Consider the following 15,017-nt stretch of genomic DNA (forward strand, 5'->3'; position numbering starts at 1 on the left):
ATGAACTGGTGTAGAGTAGCATATGCACACACCTTTTCTTTAGTCTAGTATCTAACTATTTAACAAAAGTCGTTTCCATGTGCCTTTTAGGTAGTTATACTTTAGTGTGCTCGGCAGCGCTTTCCAGAAGTACTTGTTCATCTCAACGGCAAAACTTGGTTGCATGTAGCAGTTAATGGTACAGCCTTCGCACTCCGGTAGCCTTCCCTCCTGCTGCTTTAGCGCCTCCACCTCTTGGCTCAAGTATAAAGTGTATAGATTCCCCTGTATTGGGAAGCTTTTGGCTCCTAAGTGGTAACAGGGCAGCACCAGTTCGTTCTCAGGCGAAATAACCAGGGTTGTGCTGGCGGCTTTGCAAACCGGGTCTGCAATGTGGTTGCCTCCATCGCAGCGCAACTGTATAAACCCCTCGTTCAAGTATACTTGTTTTCGCTTACCAAATGCTGATAGGTACTTTAGCTCCTGCTCCGTTAGCTGCTCTCCGGTTTCTACCTGGTTGTACTCAAAGGCAGGGTTGATAATAAGCAGCAGTTTGTTGGGTAGTACAATCTTTTGGTATACTTCCTCCAGCTGATGAAGATTATTTTTGAATACCGTAAAAAGTATATCCGGCTTCTCCCCCAACTGCTTCGCCACAGCAATCGATTCCATCACAAAATCAAAGCAGGCAACACCCCGGCCTGTGTCATGCTCAGTTTTATCGGCAGAATCTAATGAGAAGTGCAGCATGTCTACCTTACCCTTCAGGCGCTCTGCTAGCTTAGGGTATAGAAGTCCGTTGGTAGTAAGCGTGGTGATAAAACCCATGTCGTGCGCCATGCTCAGCATCTGGTCTATTTCGCGGTGCAGCAGTGGTTCGCCGCCGGTAAAGTCAATTACCTGCACGCCCAACCGTTTCAGGTCCAGCAGGTTTTGCTTTACATCCTGCAGCGTAATATAAGGCGAGGGCTTTTCCCAGATGTCGCAGAACGAGCACTTTGCGTTACAGCGGTAGGTAACGTAGTAGTTGCAAAGTACTGGCTTGGACCTTAGGCGCATCAACTGGGAACTTATGAATTCAAAATTATGAATTATGAGTGAAGTAAGGTACGAAAGTATAGCTGAGTTTGCCATTTCTGCCTCACTTGATTAGCAATTCCTAAATTTATACTTTCACGAAAACTCAGAACTATGAAAAGACAGAACATTTCTTCCGGCGCTGTTTGGGAAGATATTGTAGGCTACAGCCGCGCTGTGCGCATGGGCAACACCATTGAAGTAGCCGGTACTACTGCCACAGAAGGCGAAGAAATAGTAGGCAAAGGCAGCGCCTATGAGCAGACAAAGTACATCATCCGAAAAATTGAGAAGGCTTTAGCAGAAGCAGGGGCTGCTCTGGACGATGTCATACGCACCAGAATTTTCATAACCGATATCAACCAATGGCAGGAAGTAGGCCGTGCGCATGGGGAGTATTTCAGAAGTATAAAGCCTGCCTCTACTATGGTAGAAGTCAGTGCACTTATAAACCCGGAATTACTTGTAGAAATTGAGGCCACCGCCATACTTTCCAGTGAGGAAAAACTGATCAACGAAAGTGCCACACCCTACGATGAAGTATAAACTTATTAGGCACACAATGATGTAACTAGCAGACTATCAGTGTTTACACATTAAGACACTGCTAACCCTTAGTGCTCTTACAAAAAAATAACATAGGGCGTTCGTCTAACTTTTTGGGGTGGTAGTATAGTAATATCAGCACTTTGTATAAAAAAATTTTAAACCCCTATTAAACCTTTACATTTGTACTGCATCTAATGTGCAATGGGTATTCTTGTTTAAGGTGAGATATAAGTAAGAGCCCTCTTAATTTCAAAGGCCGTGCCGTCAGGTATGGCCTTTGTTGTTTTAAAGCAATATGCTTTTATTAAGTAACAGGGGTGTGTTATATGCCTTGGTTGAGCAGCTTAAAAAAGTCGACAGCGTAGGTTTTACCAATAGGCAGTTGCTGTTTGTTCAGGTTTACGTGTTGCCGCTCAATGGCATCTATGTGCCGCAAGGCCACAATGTATGATTTGTGGATTCGGAAGAAATCGTCGGGAGGCAATAGCTGCATTACCTCGCTTAGTGGCATAAGCGCCAGTACTTTCTTATCCGTAGTTACAAAGGTCACATAGTTCTTAGAGGCCTCTACATAAAGTATAGAATCCAGTTTTAGCTTTATTAGCTGATAGCCGCTTTTGATAAAGATATACTCTTTGGTGGCAGTAACGTCCTCATCTTTTGCCCCTGTTTGCTGTGTTCCTGCTTTATGGCGGGTGTTAAACTGCTCTATGGCCTTGTTCACGGCTTTTAGAAAGCGGTCAAACTCGACTGGTTTAAGCAAATAATCTACGGCATCAAACTCATAGCTTTTTACTGCATACTCTGAGTAGGCTGTGGTAAACACGACCATAGGCGGCTGGCGCAAAGACTTGAGCAGCTGTATCCCCGACAGGTCGGGCATGTTAATGTCCAGGAAGAGGAGGTCCGCTTCGTGGGTTTGCAGGTAAGCCAGTGCCTCAAGGCTGTTGTTAAAAGTATGCTGCAGCACCAGGTTGGGAGTCATTCTTATGTAATCTTCCAACACCTCCAGGGCCATTGGTTCATCGTCTACTACCACACAGCGTATCATAGCTTTTTAGTTTAGGTGGATGTGCAATTGAGTTAGAAAAGCGTGTTCTGTTTCCTGCGTGTGCAATTCGTGCCGATCGGGGTATAGCAGTGCCAGGCGGCGGCGCATGTTCTCCAGGCCAATACCCGATGCATCTTCCTTTAAGGTCTCTTCACGGCGATGCATACTGTTCTTCACGCTAAACGTCAGGTCTTGCCCCTGCACATCTAGTTCCATAAAAATAAACGAAGGCTGCTGATAGCTGATACCGTGCTTGAAGGCATTCTCTACAAGCGTGATCAGCAGCATGGGTGGCACCTGTACTGTTTCCCAGTTCCCTTTCTTCTCCAGTTTGATCTCAACACCCCTCTCCGGCAGGCGTAGCTTCTGCAGGTCGATGTAATCTTCCATGTGCTTTACGTCTTTTTCCAGCTCTACCAGGGGTAAGTTGCTATCGTGCAAGGTATAGCGCATCAGGTGGGCTAGTTTGGCTACACAGGCTGCCGTGCCATGCGCCTTCTCTCGCCGGGCCATCGAGAACAAGTTGTTCAGGGTATTAAACAGGAAATGCGGGTTGATCTGTGCCTTGAGATACTTTAGTTCGGCTTCCAGCTTCTCCTGTGCCAGTTGCCGTTCGCGCCGCTCATGCTCCACCCAATCCTTTAGGAAACGGTACGAGAACGACAGCAGCAGCACAAGCAGGTTCATGACCAGGTTGGGAACAATGGCCAGGCCACTGCGAAACGTATACTCCTCCGGCCATAGGTACGCCACTAGTATTCCGTCAAACAGCATTTCTAAAGCCGAAACACCGGCAAAAAGCAAGATCAGTTGCCCGATGTACAGTTTCAGGTGGCGATGCTGTTTATACTTGGGCAGAAGCGTCAGTGCATTGCCATAAAAGAGCAGCACGTTAAAGCACATCCAAACAAGCGCAGGAAGTATAATGGAGCCATCTCTCCCGCTGAACTTGTACATGGTTACATTGGTAAATGGGCTCACAAAAAGCACATAGCCAATCAGCCATACCAGCACATGTAACCATACTTCTTTCTGCAGCTTTTTCATGCCCATTGAGATATTTTTTATACTAAAGATAAGTTGTTTCAGCGTATTTAACCATATCTCTGGACGAACGGCTATACTTTATGTATCAACGTGGAGAATAGATATACTTTAGTTTGAATAGAACCAGCATGAAGTATAATCCTGTCCATCTTTCAATCCTGTAAATCCTGCTCCAAAATAAAAATCGCCTAAACATTGCTGCTCAGGCGATTTACTATCAAATAGAATAAACTTACGGCATGTACAAGTTCGCACCCGGACCAATTGGCAGGTCTGCCAGAATCCAAATGATGAACAGTATAATCCAGCCGATCAGGAAGGCAACAGAGTATGGCAACATGGTTGAGATAACCGTACCGATACCTGCTTTCTTATCATAACGTTGAATAAAGGCCACGATCAGGGCGAAATAGGACATCATTGGAGAAATGATGTTGGTAACACTGTCACCGATACGGTAAGCCACCTGTGTAAACTCCGGTGTGTAGCCTAATAGCATGAACATTGGAATAAACACCGGCGCCATAATGGCCCATTTAGCAGAAGCAGAGCCCATAACCATGTTAATAGTGGCAGCCACAAGTATGAACATGATCATTAAAGGAATACCGCTTAGGCCCATTGTTTTTAGCGCATCGGCACCGTTAATGGCAAGTATAAGCCCCAAGTTGGTCCAGTTAAAGTAGGCCACGAATTGTGCCGCAAAAAACACCAGTACGATGTAAGAGCCCAGTGTTTCCATAGACTTGGCCATGCCGCGCATTACATCGCTGTCGTTTTTGATAGTTTTGGCACCAATACCGTAGGCAATACCGGCAATACCAGCCAGCAAGAAGATAAATGCCACAATACCTGACATAAACGGCGAGTGCAGAATCTCTCCTGTTTCAGGATCACGCAGGTAGCCGTTCTCTGGAATTAAACCACCAAGTATAAAGGCCGTCATCAAAAGTATAGCTATAGTAGCATAAAGTATACCACGCTTCTCCTGCGGAGTAAGCCTGTCTATACTTTGCGGTTTCTCATCACCTTCGTACTCACCCAGCCTAGGTATCACCACTTTTTCGGTAACCCACGTACCCAGTGCGGCAATAACAAACGTAGAGGCAAACATAAAGTAGTAGTTAGCAGCAGGGTTTACAGCGTAGGCAGGATCAATAATTTTAGCCGCCTCCGTAGATAAACCAGCCAACAGCGGATCTACCGTACCTAGTAACAGGTTAGCACTATAACCACCCGACACACCGGCAAAAGCAGCAGCAAGACCAGCCAACGGATGACGCCCAGCGGCCAGGAAAATAACAGCAGCCAATGGCACAAGCAGCACGTAACCAACCTCAGAGGCTGTGTTAGAGATTACACCGGCAAACACGATAACGAATGTAAGCAAGCGCTTCGGCGACGAAAGCACCACCAGACGCAGCACGGCACCTATCAAACCAGTACCCTCGGCAATACCAATACCCAACAACGACACCAGTACCGTACCCAGTGGCGCGAAGCCAGTGAAGTTGGTAACCATTTTGGTCAGGATCATGTGCAGGCCTTCTGTAGAGAGCAGGTTAACCGGTGTTACCGTTTCGCCGGTACCCGGGTGCACAACCGCCATATCAAACTGGCTGGCCACCCACGACAGTATTATCACCAGCAGGGCAAAGCCGGCAAAAAGTGTAGCAGGGTGCGGCAGGGCATTGCCAATGCGCTCCACTACCGACAGGAACTTGTCAATTCCTGATTTTTTCTTTTCTACTTCAATCATAAAAAGGTTGGTTGGTTAGATTAGCCAAGCACAGACTATGCTGTACTTCCTCTTTCAGCAGCACCAAAAACCGCAGTATTGATGCTTGTGTTGCCGCTAAGGCCTTCGAATTTGGCAAAAAAAAGCCATCTCCCCAAATTTTGCCCAAAAAGCCATAACTTAGCTTTACATTACAGATACTTGCTTTACCTATGATACCAGCACTTAAACCCGGCGACCGTATCGCCATTACTGCTACTGCCCGTAAAATAACCTACCCTGAAATAGAAATGGCTGTCCAGGTATTCCAGAGTTGGGGATTAGAAGTAGAGCTGGGTCAAAGTATAGGGGCCAGTTACAACTATTTTTCCGGAGATGATGCGCTACGCCTGCAGGACCTGCAGCAGTTTCTGGATGATGAAAGTATAAAGGCGATTGTCTGCGCACGCGGCGGCTACGGCACCACCCGCATCATCGATCAGGTAGATTTTACGCAGTTTAGGAAGAACCCGAAGTGGGTAGTTGGTTTTAGCGATGTGACCACACTCCTCAGCCATATCCACAATTTTGGCATCGAGAGCGTGCATGGCATTATGCCACTGCTTTTCCCAAAAGAGGGAACCGAAGCCTCGATAGAAACACTTCGCCGCGTGTTGTTTGGCGAGGAAGTGACCTATACAGTAGCCCCGCATAAGTTCAACAGAACCGGTACGGCGTCTGGCCAGTTAGTTGGCGGAAACCTCTCAATATTTCAAACATTATCAGGCACCCGATCCGATATTAGCACCGACGGCAAGATCCTGTTTCTGGAGGACCTCTGCGAATATCTGTACAATGTAGACCGCATGATGGTACACCTGGATCGCTGCGGCAAACTAGCTAACCTTGCCGGCCTTATTGTCGGAGATATGAGCGATATGATTGACCCTCCTGTACCTTTTGGCAAAACTGCTTACGAGATAATATTGGAGCACACCGGCAAGTATAACTACCCTGTTTGCTACGGCTTTCCGGTTGGCCACGAACCACACAACCTGGCTTTAGTTTGTGGCAGAGAGGCAACCCTGGAGGTAAACGATGCCGGGGTAAGGCTGGCATACAAGTAGTATCTGCCGCATCAAGTCTCTAAAGTTTTATGGCTAGGCAACTTTTTTACTTATAAACGCATCTTTACTTGGTCACGCACTAACAACTATACTATGAAAAAAGCAGCTCTACTTACCTTCATCTGTTTCATATCGTTCGCAACAGCTTTTGCCAACCCAGACTCAACTGTGCTTAATATCATGAAGGAGCTCAATATTCCTGGGCTTAGTTACGCAGTGATTAAAAAGGGAAAGGTGCTTCAGAAAGGGCATTTCGGTAAAGCCAACGTGGAGTTAGATGTTCCGCTAACTGAGCAGCATGTCTTCCCTATCTTCAGCACAACAAAGACTTTTACCAGCATTGCATCCATGAAATTAGTGGAAGAAGGCAAGATAAAGCTTGAGGATAAAATTAGTAAGTACCTGACTGGTTTGCCAACGCAATGGCAAAACATAACCGTTTACCAACTGCTTACCTTAACTTCCGGCTTACCCGATGTAGTGGTCGAGCAGAAGCCCGGTTATACTATGGCCTGGGTAACCGAGGACGAGAAAGAGCTCATTAACTCGCTGTCTAAGCTGCCAATGCAGTTCGCCCCGGGAGAAAGCTGGAGCTACAACCAGACTAACCTAAGTCTGATGGGGTTGATTATAGAGAAAGTTACCGGGGTAACTTACAAAGATTATGTGCAAAAGGCGATTCTGAACCCGCTAAACATGAAATCTGCTACGTTTGGCGATGTATGGCAGGTAGTTAACAACAGAGTAAGCAACTACGGTATTAAGAAGGATAATTCGCTGATGACATGGAACACCTACCATTACCCAAGATTTGCTTTGCCAAACGCAGGGTTGAATGCAGGCCTTGATGACATGGTGAAGTTCTGCAATGGGGTAACAAGCAACAAGATTCTGAAGGAAGAGAACCAGCGGAAAGTATACACCTTAGCCAAACTCAATAATAACAAAGACAACCTGCTAGATGAGGGAGTAGGTTTTGGTATGGGCTGGATGGTGATGAACATAAACGGATTAAAAGCTTACGGCATGTCGGGTGGGGCTTCATCAGGCTTTTTGATCTTTCCTGAGCAGCAGCTTTCGGTGGTGTTGCTTACCAATGCTTCAGGTATAGATGTGGAAGGATTGATAATGCGAATAGCTGCTCCGCACCTGACTGTGAGATGAAGGAAAATATGAAGTAAAGGAGGCTGGCATAAGAGATAGTACTTTTTAGTTTACTATCTTTCTAAGCAACACACAGCCTACTTTGTATGAAAGCACTTTTACTTGTAATGTTTATACTAGCTGTATCCTTTACAGCCTCTGCTCAGAAAATTGAGTTTGTAACGCTGGAGTACAGTACTGCTGTAAGAGCGGAAAATGCGCACGTGAAAGTCAGGATACATCCTAAGATGAACAGTAGCTACAGGTTATTAGTAGAATCTGTGAATTTATCTGAAACAATAGACCCTGTAACTAAGAAGCTCAAAAGTCCTGGCAAGAATGTAGACAAAGATACTACCATAACTGAAGCACAGTTTATCGCTATCGTTAATGCTTTACAGCAAATCAAGCAAACAGATGTTTCAGGTGGGCCGCACCCCTCGCTTTTAGATGGATCGAGCTGTTACATCTCGTATGGGGCACGCGGCACTTCGGTTACCTTTCACGCAAACACACCGGACTACGAAACTGATAAAAGAAATTTGACTGGTTTCCTGAATGCTTATAAGCTCATATTAAAAACAGCTGAACTAGATCCAAAGGCCATACTTTAAAGCCCTCCTCAATGTGCTGACATAGCGTATACAGTGTAGTAACCCAAGCTATACTTGCCGCCGTTATGACGACACCACACGAACTGGCTCAACAACTAGAAGCTAATCCAATTTTACCTAAAGGCACAGAAGAACGCTTTAACGGGTATGGCTTGATGGGAATGCCTTTTAGTTCGGGGCATGTACTGGCACTTCGCCGGTTTACGGCCTCATCAATAGGAAATGGTTATACTTCGGTGTGGCACCGCAGCCCCAACAAAATCTGGACTTTTTACGCTGACACCGATCCACAGCACTCCTGTACCCGCTACTTTGGCAGAATGGCTACACAGGCTATCGTTACGCCCATCAGCATAAACTGGCTTAGCGATTTTAGCTTTGAAGTTACCGTAGAGAGTGCCCAACTCCACTGGTTTGTAAAAGTAGCTGCTACACCGGTTACAAAAGCCATGAATGTACTGGGCACTGTACTACCGCAATCTGCCTGGAAAAACGAACTGGTTTTAAACCTCATGAGCAAAGTGGCAAGTGCTGCTTTAGGCGTACAAAGAGTTGGTTTATCGGGCACTGTGCCTAACGGGCAGCACTTTATCGCAAACCCTAAAAGTATTTGGGCTGTAACAGAAAGCTATGCTACCCTTGCCGGCACAGACTTGGGCACACCCACTCCATTGCACCAACAGGCGTCTCTACAAGATTTCTGGATACCACAAAAAGGCATATTGGCTTTCGGGCAGGCATACTTTGAGGTTTTTGATACAAACCGGCACTCAGCTATCACGCACAAAGCAGCTTAATTTATACTTTCAGCAGCCTACGCCGCCTTGTCGATACCTTTCTGACGCACATCCTGGTAGTAATTGCAGATGCTGTTAAGCACACATTCTTCACACTTGGGGCTGAAGAAGGTACAGATACGTTGCCCGTGCCGCAGCATGTGCTTATGGAAGTTGTATAGTTCTACAGGCTCTTGAGGAAGCATCTCTAAAAGTATAGCATGGGCTTTGTTGGCTGTTGCCTTCGCGCCTATAAGCCCCACCCGCTGGCTTATCCTGAAAACATGCGTATCAACGGGCATCACAGGCTTTTTAAAATTGAAGAGTAACACTAAGGTAGCTGTTTTTAGTCCTACCCCGGGTAACTTCGTCAACCAGTTTAACGCTTCATCCACAGGCATGTCTTCCAGAAAATCGATATTTATCTCGCCGCGCTCTTCTTTTATCATGCGCAATGTTTGCTGTATCTGCGGCACCTTTTGCTCTGGATAACGCGTGGTTTGAATGGCATCAGCCAAGGCATCAAAATCTGCTTTCATAATGCCCTCCCAATCACCGAAGCGCTCCAGCATGGTGTGGTATGCTTTTTCTTCATCTTTGTGGTTGGTACGGTGCGACAGCATGGTAGAGATAAGCTCGTGCATGTGGCTTCGGCGTGGCTCCAGTTTCAGACGTTTGTATTCCTGGTTTAGCAGCTCATGCGTAAGCTGTGCTTTGTCGTGAGGAGGTAATGTATGGGCATCCATTAGTATCATTTTTATGGACTATATCTTTACGATTATAAAGCCGTCTTGTTAATAACTATAACCCAGCAGGCACTAACAGGATCAAATCCAGTCACTTCTGCTGAACAACCGTTTGCATAGCTATTGCACTTTTTCTACCCGAAAAGGCTTGCCCTACACAACTATTTATATTGTTTAACGCTATACCTTTTTGGCAACCGGGGGACTACACTTAATTTTTTGTATGCAAATTAAATTTTTGGGAACAGGCGGCGCATTCGACACAGACTACTTAAACTCTGCGGCTATATTAGATTTTAGGGGCATACACCTGCTCATCGACTGTGGCTTTACCGTATTCCCGACACTCGTAAAGAAGAACCTGATAACAAAAGTAGATCATATTATACTTACCCACCTGCACAACGACCACTGCGGCAGCCTTGCAAACCTGTTGATTTACAAGCAGGCTATCGAAAAAGTAAAGCCACCTGTTATACTTTATCCTTCCGAAGGCTTTAAACAGCAACTCTATAAATTTCTGAAAATACAGTTAAAAGATCCTGACAAATATGCCGAGTTCGTACCCCTAGAGCAGTTTGAGGGTATTACAGCCATAGACACGTTTGGACAGCATTCTGAGGGCATGCAAACATATGGTTACATCTTCGAAAACGACAGCCGTATTGTGTATTCCGGAGACCTGGGCAAACCTGACGCGCTTTTCGAGAAGTTACAGAAGATGCCGCCCAAAGAAACCTGCGTTTTTCACGACATCACATTCAATCCAGACAACATAGGACACACGTACTATAAGAAACTGTTACCATACTTAAACGGCGTGGATATGTTCGGCTACCACTGCGACCCTACCCAAAACCCCTTAGACAACCCGATACGTCTTGTCTTCTATGAGAAAGACCTGATGGCCTGATGTTGTTTCTTGTTCGATGCAGCCATACTCGCTGTTTCAGGAAAAAAGCATACTGGATTTTAGCCAACAGCGCTGATAACTTTACTTTTATCAAAACTATCCCCTGACTTCTGAGGTTAATGCTAGTACAACTGCCACCTGCATGCAACTATGAATTCAACTACTCAAAAGGCAACTGCAACTAAAAAGACATTTACCAGCCAACCGCTTCATATAGCGTATAGTATACTTTTTGTTGCATATTTAGTGTATACCGGCCTTACCACACCCGACTTAAAAAACTGGGCACTTGAAAATACGCTTTCGCTTTCGCTGGTTATCTTTTTGATGGCCTTCTACAACATCTTCCGGTTTTCTAACCTAAGCTATACTTTAATATTTTTCTTTTTACTGCTGCACATGTATGGCAGCCAGTACCAATACGCTGACAACCCTTTTGGTGAGTGGCTTAAGGTGGAGCTAAACCAACCCCGCAACCAATATGACAGGCTGGTACACTTGGGCTTTGGCCTGCTGCTGGCTTACCCTATGCACGAAGTGCTCCGAAAAGGATTTAATGTGAGGCGGTTTTACAGTTACCTGCTGCCCATGGAAATTATACTTTCGCTGAGCGCTGTATACGAGCTGGTAGAGTGGATTGTAGCCGACCTGGTGTTTAAAGATCCGCAGCGCGGCATGGATTTCCTGGGCATGCAAGGCGATATTTGGGATGCCCAGAAAGATATGGGACTAGCCTTAGGCGGTGCCTTTTTCGCTATACTTGTAACAGTGGTAGTACGAATGCTACGGCGGGAAAAATCATAAGCATCTTAAGGCTCTGCTATTAACTGCCATGGGCCAGTTTTACCCTGCCCTTTTGTGTTTGTATGCGCATCTCGTTACCATTCACATCAATCTTTACATAATCGTCCTGGTGTTGCAAGCGGTACCTTCTGTAAAAATTATGGCGTGTTTTCATGTGCCGTGCAAATTGCTTCAAAGGCATGGTTCGGGCTAACTGGGCATCTTTGTACAGTGCATCCCTTACTTCTTTAGCCTCTTTAGGCTCTGTTATAATTTTAGTATCAGTTGCATTACCAAACAGCCCATAAGAGCTTGTATCACCCATTCGTTCGCAGGCAGTAACTACCACCACTATGAACAGGCTGAGCAGGCCCATCTGTAAATACTTTTTCATACGCTACTCTCTGCTAATAGCTATGCGTTAATAACGTTGCACACAAGCCAATAACAGTATGCTAAAAAAAACCAGCCGCACCAGAAGGCACGGCTGGAAAATCATTTAAAATTAACACCTAATAACATGGGTTAAAGATTACAGATCGCCACGCTCTGCGGCTTTCTTCATTTTCTCGTTTGCGAAAATGGCAATCTCTACACGGCGGTTCTGCTGACGGCCAGCTGCTGTTGTGTTATCAGCTACAGGCTGCGAATCGGCATAGCCTTGTGTGGTCATGCGGCTGCGGTCAACGCCCATTGCTCCTAAATAAGACGCTACCGATTGCGCACGGCGCTCAGAAAGCGGCTGATTGATCTCACGTGTACCTGTGTTATCGGTATGTCCTTCGATCAGGATGTTAGTGTCAGGATACTTTTTAAGTGTTTCGGCCAGTTGCGTAAGCTCTGTTTTGGCATTTGGCTGCAGCTCAGCAGAGTTAACCGCATATAGAATACCAGAGTCAAACGTGATCTTGATACCTTCTCCTACACGCTCTACCTGAGCACCTTCAAGGTCTCTTCTCAGTTCTTCAGCCTGCTTATCCATGCGGCGGCCAATTAAAGCACCGGCAGTACCACCTACGGCAGCACCGATAATAGCGCCTTTGGCTGTGCTACCTGCAACTTTACCAATAACACCACCAACTACGGCACCAGAACCGGCACCTATAACTCCACCTTTAGCTGTTCTGCTCATTCCTCCGCCAGAAGCACAAGAAGACAATATCACGGCTATAATGGCTATAATTGAAAGATTGATTCTAAAGTTTTTCATAGTCTTTATGTTTTATCTTGAAAACGAACTTTTAAGTTCTGTGCATAATACTCCTATTCTTCTAAAATGTTCTGTTCACATGGCCTTAAAAGCTGCTCCAGACCTGCTGCCCAAGCCAGCACACAACTACTTTTGCCATTGATAAGCAACACTTTATATTCTACATTCTTTATACTTTGCTGTACTTAATTAGTTCTGTTTATTTGAATGATAATCCAACCATAGCGCTATAAAACAACCAGGGCCGCCGGTATATACCGGCGGCCCTGGTTCAAAAATTAACTTTATACTTTAAGTGCTGCTTACTTCAGATCACCGCTTTCAGCTTGCTTCTTCAGCTCTTCGTTTGCAACGATAATAACCTCTACGCGGCGGTTCTGCGCGCGCCCTTCAACAGTACTGTTATCAGCGATTGGCTGATCGTAGCTATAACCTTTGGCCTGCAGGCGTGAACCATCTACCCCTAAGCTCTTGGCATAGTTTGCCACAGCCTGAGCACGTCTTTCAGAAAGCTTCTGGTTTAGCTCATAAGAACCAGTATTGTCTGTGTGGCCCTCGATAATTACGTTTGTGCCTGCGTTCTGCTTTAACGAGGTGGCAAGTTTCTCGATGTCTTTCTTGGCACCTGCACTAAGTTCTGCAGAGTTCACATTAAAGAGTATACCTGAGTCAAAGTTCACACGGATAGCCTCGCCTACACGCTCTACTTTAGCGTTCTCCATACTTTTCTCCAGCTCTTCGGCCTGCTTATCCATGCGGCGGCCAATTACGGCACCTGTAGCACCACCCACGGCAGCACCAATAATAGCGCCTGCAGCGGTGTTACCCATTTTATTACCAATGATACCACCAATCACAGCACCAGAGCCGGCTCCAATAATGCCACCCTTCGTGGTCTTGTTCATACCTTTCTTATCAGTGGTAGTGGTACTGTTATCTGTAGTAGTCTGCTCTGTTTTAGCGGTACCTGTGTTGTCTGTGCTTGCCGTAGGGGTTTTTGTCTGGCAAGACGCAAAAAAGATTGTTGTGGCTAAAAGAGAGCTTAATGTAATTCTCGCTAGTTTCATGTTGTTTGTTGTTTTGTAAATGTTCTTTTGTTTTTGATGATTGAGATTGTACTTGTATCTACAGACTGCTATTGCAATCCGTGTGCCAAGAGTATATTTTGTTTTAGCTATACACGAACAATTCAATTTTTTATTTTATACCCATGTATAAAAACTTCCCTAGTCTACGCTAATTTGTGGCTTTGGATAAATAAAAAGCGCCTGCCACTAAGTATGGCAGGCGCTTTTAAATTATATTCAGTACAATATCTGTTAAGATGCCTTTGCTGATTTGGCAGCTTTGGCCTTGGCTCCATTCTCTGCTTTTTCAGTAACGATCATACTTAGCAGATCTGTTAACCTGTCTTTCAGCTCTTTGCGGTCTACAATGAAATCCAGGAAGCCGTGCTCTAACACAAACTCAGCGCTCTGGAAGCCTTTTGGCAAATCTTTACCAATAGTTTCTTTGATGACACGCGGACCGGCAAAACCGATTAGCGCACCTGGCTCAGCAATGTTAAAATCTCCCAGCATGGCGTAAGATGCCGTTACACCACCTGTCGTAGGGTCTGTCAGCATCGAGATGTATGGCAGTTTTTCCTCGGCCAGCAATGCCAGCTTTGCAGATGTCTTGGCCATTTGCATTAACGAGAAACCAGCCTCCATCATACGTGCACCGCCAGATTTAGAAATCATCATGAACGGGGTGCGTGTTTTGCGGGCATGGTCTATGGCGCGGGCAATTTTCTCACCTACCACAGAGCCCATAGAACCACCGATAAAGGCAAAGTCCATACAGGCGATGGTGATGTCCTGGCCGTTCATTTTACCATACGCAGCACGCACAGCATCTTTTAATCCTGTGACTTTCTGTGTGGCAACGATACGGTTCGGGTATGGTTTGGTATCTACAAAGTCCAGTGGATTGCCAGAGGTAAGGTTCTCATCCAGCTCCGTGAACTTGTTATCATCGAAAAGTATGGCAAAATACTCTTTAGAACCAACACGGTCGTGGTAGTTACACTTTACGCAGGTACTAAGGTTTTTGCGGTGCTCAGCCATGCTAGTAACAGTTTTGCAGCTTGGGCATTTGTACCACAGCCCGTCCGGCGTCTCTTTCTTTTGCTCTGTAGGAGTAATAATTCCTTTTTCAGCTCTCTTAAACCAAGGCATCATAGTAATAAGCGTGCAACAGCACATTTAAGTTGAATATACGCCTGCTACACAGCATCGTATAAA

16 protein-coding genes are annotated in these 15,017 nt (G+C 45.6%); 7 read left to right on the top strand and 9 right to left on the bottom strand.

Going from position 1 to position 15,017, the window contains the following annotated elements:
- Positions 1-51: 51 nt before the first annotated feature.
- Positions 52-1,038, bottom strand: coding sequence for a radical SAM protein (locus H8S84_RS13045; protein WP_187067772.1), 987 nt, complete (start codon positions 1,036-1,038; stop codon positions 52-54).
- Between the two features lie 132 nt (positions 1,039-1,170).
- Between H8S84_RS13045 and H8S84_RS13050 the strand changes: the two genes are divergently transcribed.
- Entirely contained in the window at positions 1,171-1,602 is a 432-nt protein-coding gene (locus tag H8S84_RS13050) for a RidA family protein (protein WP_187067773.1), read from the top strand.
- 325 nt (positions 1,603-1,927) lie between these two features.
- Here the strand turns inward: H8S84_RS13050 and H8S84_RS13055 are convergent, their stop codons facing one another.
- From H8S84_RS13055 to H8S84_RS13065, 3 genes are all read right to left on the bottom strand, one after another.
- The gene (locus tag H8S84_RS13055) at positions 1,928-2,656 is read right to left on the bottom strand and encodes a LytR/AlgR family response regulator transcription factor (protein WP_187067774.1); all 729 of its coding nucleotides are present in this window, start codon (positions 2,654-2,656) and stop codon (positions 1,928-1,930) included.
- 6 nt (positions 2,657-2,662) lie between these two features.
- Positions 2,663-3,703, bottom strand: coding sequence for a sensor histidine kinase (locus H8S84_RS13060; RefSeq protein ID WP_187067775.1), 1,041 nt, complete (start codon positions 3,701-3,703; stop codon positions 2,663-2,665).
- Positions 3,704-3,935: 232 nt separating this feature from the next.
- Entirely contained in the window at positions 3,936-5,462 is a 1,527-nt protein-coding gene (locus H8S84_RS13065) for an AbgT family transporter (protein ID WP_187067776.1), read from the bottom strand.
- 191 nt (positions 5,463-5,653) lie between these two features.
- On the opposite strand from H8S84_RS13065, the gene H8S84_RS13070 reads away from it, so the two are divergent.
- From H8S84_RS13070 to H8S84_RS13085, 4 genes are all read left to right on the top strand, one after another.
- Complete coding sequence (locus H8S84_RS13070; protein ID WP_187067777.1) at positions 5,654-6,547, top strand: S66 peptidase family protein; 894 nt, start codon at positions 5,654-5,656, stop codon at positions 6,545-6,547.
- Between the two features lie 93 nt (positions 6,548-6,640).
- Positions 6,641-7,711, top strand: coding sequence for a serine hydrolase domain-containing protein (locus H8S84_RS13075; protein ID WP_187067778.1), 1,071 nt, complete (start codon positions 6,641-6,643; stop codon positions 7,709-7,711).
- A gap of 86 nt (positions 7,712-7,797) precedes the next feature.
- Positions 7,798-8,304 (top strand): hypothetical protein, encoded by a 507-nt coding sequence (locus tag H8S84_RS13080; RefSeq protein WP_187067779.1) that lies wholly within the window; start codon positions 7,798-7,800, stop codon positions 8,302-8,304.
- A 65-nt stretch (positions 8,305-8,369) separates the two neighbouring features.
- A complete protein-coding gene (locus H8S84_RS13085) occupies positions 8,370-9,101 on the top strand; it encodes a hypothetical protein (RefSeq protein ID WP_187067780.1) in 732 nt (243 codons plus the stop codon).
- 17 nt (positions 9,102-9,118) lie between these two features.
- Here H8S84_RS13085 and H8S84_RS13090 read toward each other — a convergent pair whose 3' ends face one another.
- Positions 9,119-9,835 carry an endonuclease III domain-containing protein gene (locus H8S84_RS13090; RefSeq protein ID WP_230407171.1) on the bottom strand — a complete coding sequence of 239 codons (717 nt, stop codon included), beginning with the start codon at positions 9,833-9,835 and terminating at the stop codon, positions 9,119-9,121.
- A gap of 214 nt (positions 9,836-10,049) precedes the next feature.
- On the opposite strand from H8S84_RS13090, the gene H8S84_RS13095 reads away from it, so the two are divergent.
- Positions 10,050-10,739, top strand: coding sequence for an MBL fold metallo-hydrolase (locus H8S84_RS13095; RefSeq protein ID WP_187067781.1), 690 nt, complete (start codon positions 10,050-10,052; stop codon positions 10,737-10,739).
- A gap of 150 nt (positions 10,740-10,889) precedes the next feature.
- A complete protein-coding gene (locus tag H8S84_RS13100; protein ID WP_187067782.1) occupies positions 10,890-11,543 on the top strand; it encodes a DUF2238 domain-containing protein in 654 nt (217 codons plus the stop codon).
- 19 nt (positions 11,544-11,562) lie between these two features.
- On the opposite strand, the gene H8S84_RS13105 is transcribed toward H8S84_RS13100, so the two are convergent.
- The 4 genes from H8S84_RS13105 to accD all read right to left on the bottom strand — a co-directional run bounded on the left by H8S84_RS13105 (position 11,563) and on the right by accD (position 14,951).
- Complete coding sequence (locus H8S84_RS13105; RefSeq protein ID WP_187067783.1) at positions 11,563-11,916, bottom strand: hypothetical protein; 354 nt, start codon at positions 11,914-11,916, stop codon at positions 11,563-11,565.
- 138 nt (positions 11,917-12,054) lie between these two features.
- Positions 12,055-12,732, bottom strand: a complete 678-nt coding sequence (locus H8S84_RS13110; protein ID WP_187067784.1) for an OmpA family protein — start codon at positions 12,730-12,732, stop codon at positions 12,055-12,057.
- Positions 12,733-13,034: 302 nt separating this feature from the next.
- Positions 13,035-13,799, bottom strand: a complete 765-nt coding sequence (locus H8S84_RS13115; protein WP_187067785.1) for an OmpA family protein — start codon at positions 13,797-13,799, stop codon at positions 13,035-13,037.
- Between the two features lie 252 nt (positions 13,800-14,051).
- Positions 14,052-14,951, bottom strand: a complete 900-nt coding sequence (accD, locus tag H8S84_RS13120; protein ID WP_187067861.1) for an acetyl-CoA carboxylase, carboxyltransferase subunit beta — start codon at positions 14,949-14,951, stop codon at positions 14,052-14,054.
- Positions 14,952-15,017: the final 66 nt, after the last annotated feature.

The organism is Pontibacter cellulosilyticus, assembly GCF_014306105.1.
In the GTDB taxonomy this organism is placed as follows: domain Bacteria; phylum Bacteroidota; class Bacteroidia; order Cytophagales; family Hymenobacteraceae; genus Pontibacter; species Pontibacter cellulosilyticus.

Coding starts and splice junctions, on each gene's coding strand:
- H8S84_RS13080 (WP_187067779.1), top strand. CDS start 7,798: ATGAAAGCACTTTTACTTGTAATGTTTATACTAGCTGTATCCTTTACA.
- H8S84_RS13070 (WP_187067777.1), top strand. CDS start 5,654: ATGATACCAGCACTTAAACCCGGCGACCGTATCGCCATTACTGCTACT.
- accD (WP_187067861.1), bottom strand. CDS start 14,951: ATGCCTTGGTTTAAGAGAGCTGAAAAAGGAATTATTACTCCTACAGAG.
- H8S84_RS13110 (WP_187067784.1), bottom strand. CDS start 12,732: ATGAAAAACTTTAGAATCAATCTTTCAATTATAGCCATTATAGCCGTG.
- H8S84_RS13100 (WP_187067782.1), top strand. CDS start 10,890: ATGAATTCAACTACTCAAAAGGCAACTGCAACTAAAAAGACATTTACC.
- H8S84_RS13050 (WP_187067773.1), top strand. CDS start 1,171: ATGAAAAGACAGAACATTTCTTCCGGCGCTGTTTGGGAAGATATTGTA.
- H8S84_RS13055 (WP_187067774.1), bottom strand. CDS start 2,656: ATGATACGCTGTGTGGTAGTAGACGATGAACCAATGGCCCTGGAGGTG.
- H8S84_RS13095 (WP_187067781.1), top strand. CDS start 10,050: ATGCAAATTAAATTTTTGGGAACAGGCGGCGCATTCGACACAGACTAC.
- H8S84_RS13045 (WP_187067772.1), bottom strand. CDS start 1,038: ATGCGCCTAAGGTCCAAGCCAGTACTTTGCAACTACTACGTTACCTAC.
- H8S84_RS13060 (WP_187067775.1), bottom strand. CDS start 3,703: ATGAAAAAGCTGCAGAAAGAAGTATGGTTACATGTGCTGGTATGGCTG.
- H8S84_RS13105 (WP_187067783.1), bottom strand. CDS start 11,916: ATGAAAAAGTATTTACAGATGGGCCTGCTCAGCCTGTTCATAGTGGTG.
- H8S84_RS13075 (WP_187067778.1), top strand. CDS start 6,641: ATGAAAAAAGCAGCTCTACTTACCTTCATCTGTTTCATATCGTTCGCA.
- H8S84_RS13115 (WP_187067785.1), bottom strand. CDS start 13,799: ATGAAACTAGCGAGAATTACATTAAGCTCTCTTTTAGCCACAACAATC.
- H8S84_RS13065 (WP_187067776.1), bottom strand. CDS start 5,462: ATGATTGAAGTAGAAAAGAAAAAATCAGGAATTGACAAGTTCCTGTCG.
- H8S84_RS13090 (WP_230407171.1), bottom strand. CDS start 9,835: ATGATACTAATGGATGCCCATACATTACCTCCTCACGACAAAGCACAG.
- H8S84_RS13085 (WP_187067780.1), top strand. CDS start 8,370: ATGACGACACCACACGAACTGGCTCAACAACTAGAAGCTAATCCAATT.